This window comes from Sphingomonas sp. NPDC019816, from assembly GCF_050274375.1.
Lineage (GTDB): Bacteria > Pseudomonadota > Alphaproteobacteria > Sphingomonadales > Sphingomonadaceae > Sphingomonas.
Window position 1 is genome coordinate 1 of record NZ_JBNNOB010000239.1, and the last position, 2,526, is coordinate 2,526.

Annotated in this window: 1 protein-coding gene and 1 other RNA gene; both read right to left on the reverse strand. The window is 67.8% G+C overall.

Annotated features, from left to right (window positions below):
• Positions 1-7 precede the first annotated feature (7 nt).
• Complete coding sequence (locus tag ACQKJZ_RS18980) at positions 8-1,999, reverse strand: hypothetical protein (RefSeq protein ID WP_427733218.1); 1,992 nt, start codon at positions 1,997-1,999, stop codon at positions 8-10.
• Between the two features lie 58 nt (positions 2,000-2,057).
• Positions 2,058-2,440: RNase P RNA component class A (gene rnpB, locus ACQKJZ_RS18985), an RNA gene on the reverse strand.
• Between the last annotated feature and the right edge of the window lie 86 nt (positions 2,441-2,526).

Consider the following 2,526-nt stretch of genomic DNA (forward strand, 5'->3'; position numbering starts at 1 on the left):
GCCGGTCTCAGCCCGGCAGCTGGAAGCACACGCCGGTGACGCTCGCGCCGCAGCCCAGCCCGCCGTCGGGACGATAGCTTTTGTCGAAGCGGGCACCCTGCATCATCTTTTCCGACGCGGTCGAGAAGATGAAGGGCGGATAGCTGACGAGGGTGCGGATATTCTGCGCGCGGCCGGCGGCGTCGATATCGTACTGGTTCCTCACCCAGCCCTCGAACCCCCAGCGCTGCGCCTCCTGGGGGAAGGAGGACGAACCGTTGTTCAGGAACACCGGCTTGGGCTTTGCATCGAGCGTGGCGCATTGCGAGGCGGCAAGCCCGGTCTTCTCGAAAGTCTGACGCGCCAGTTCGCTGTTGCCGCGCCGCTGTGCGATCGAGGCCAGCCGGATCAGCGCGCCGACCTTGAGCGGATCGCGCGCCGGCAGCGCGGCGTCGTCCACCACCTGTTGAAGATAGGGATCGCTGTCCTTCCAGGGTATGGCATCGGCGATGACCAGGCGCAGCGCGTTGCGTGCCTGGACGTCATCGACATAGGGCTTTTCGGTCAGCAGCGGCGACATGAGGGCCGCATAGTCCCGGTCACGCCACACTTCGCGCCGCCGAAGCGACCGCGTGGCGATGGCGAATCGGAGCTTGGCCAGGGCCGGCATGTCAGGCTGCGCCGCGATGAGCGTATCGGCCTTGGTCAGCAACGCCTGCCGCTCCTCCATGCCGACAACCGGGTTGCGCGACAACGTATCGATCGCCGCGAGCATGGCGGGCGCTTGCCCGGCCGCCGCGTTCATGGCGGCACGCTGCGCATCCAGGACGGCGCCACCGCCGCCCCGCGCCGCGACATCCGATCCCGCCCGCGCGACGCCCTTGGCCTTCAGCCAATCGTCGAAAGCGCCATCGAATTCCTGCCAGATCGACGGCCGCGCGAACGAGGTCGAGCATCGCATCTCCAGCCGCACGCTGTAGCGGAAGAACGGTGGCAAGGTCTTCATATCGTCGGGCGTCCACACCCATCCGCGCACGGCCCGCGCAAAGGCCAATGCCTTTTCCCCGCCGCCCGAGGAGTAAACGGGCTCCACGCCGAAGGTGGTGCCGTCGTCGCCGACGCCGAATTGAATGACGGCGACGTCATCGGGCTTCAAATTCGCCTCGCCGCCACATTCGGGTGGCGTCATCAGGCTGGCCGCCACGAAATTGCCCTTCGCCGACCGCCCGGCCCCGGTATAGGCCATATATTCGCGCGCCTTGTCCTCATCATGCGACAATAGCGCCGCCATCGCCGCATCGGATCGCGCGGCGACATCGCGCAGATCGACCTTGCTCAGGGTCAGGCCGCCCAACAGGCTGACGACGCGCGGCGCCATCTTGTTCGCCTCGGCGAAATGGCCGGTGTTCAGATACAAGCGCAGCCGCGCCTGCGCCAGCGCCGCCTGGTCCGTCTTGCCCAGATTCATCCGGGCGGCGATGGCATCGGCGCGGTCCAATGCGGCCAGCGCGGCGGCCGGATCGGTGAAGGTCTGCACACGGGCGCCCGCTAACAACGCGGCCACACGGGTCGCGTCATCGGTCGCCGCCGCCTCGGCCTTGCCATATTCGGCAGTCGCGTCGGCATAGTCGAGCGAGTCCGCCGCGATCTTGCCGAGCATGACATGCGCGTTGAAGCGATCCCCGGAAAGCGTCGCATCCTTGGCCGGTAGCGCAGCCAGACCGGTGCGGATGGTCTTGGCCGCCTCGTCCAGGCGCGCCAGACGGTACAGCGCCCCGCCCTTGCGCACCGTACCGATCGCCCAGGTCCGCGTGCCCGGTTCGAACCGCGCGGTGAACGCGGTCCAGGCCGCCAGCGCGGCGTTGGCGTCGGTTCCTTGATCCAACGCGGTGGCCGCGTCATATTGCTGCTGCGCGCTGGGCTTGGCGGCGGGCGTCGCCGCCTGCTGCGCGATGGCGGCCGTACCGGTGGCGACGACCAGTCCGACCAGACCGGCGCGCGCGAAAATCGTCGATGTCATGATACCCCAAAGCCCTCCCAAGCTCTTGCGGCAAGGAAGCTGCCCCATTTCGGGGTGGAAAGCCAGAGGGCCTGTAAGCCGGGTTCTGTCCACCGGCAAAAGCCGGATGGGCGACCATTCTTCTAGGACGATGCTTGCACATCGCCTCAAGCAACCAACCCGGATAGCGGGCGGGAACGCGCCCCGACGCCTTGCGGCGCCATGCCATCCCTATTCGGTCTTGCTCCCGGTGGGGTTTGCCATGCCGTTTCCGTTACCGGACCCGCGGTGCGCTTTTACCGCACCCTTTCACCCTGACCTGGCCGAAGCCGTGGCCGTCTGCTCTCTGTGGCACTGTCCCTGGGGTCGCCCCCGCCGGGCGTTACCCGGCACCGTTGTTCCATGGAGCCCGGACTTTCCTCGCCCCCGGTTACCCGAGGCCGCGGCCGCCCGGCCCTCTGACTGCGGGCGGCTGTAGCGGGAATGGGGCGCAGGGCAAGGGGTTTGTGGTTGGCCGTATCGCGTGGGCTTCGACTTCGCTCAGCCTG

Bases quoted from the DNA above. Each gene is read 5' to 3' on its own strand.
- ACQKJZ_RS18980 (WP_427733218.1), bottom strand. From the start codon at position 1,999: ATGACATCGACGATTTTCGCGCGCGCCGGTCTGGTCGGACTGGTCGTC.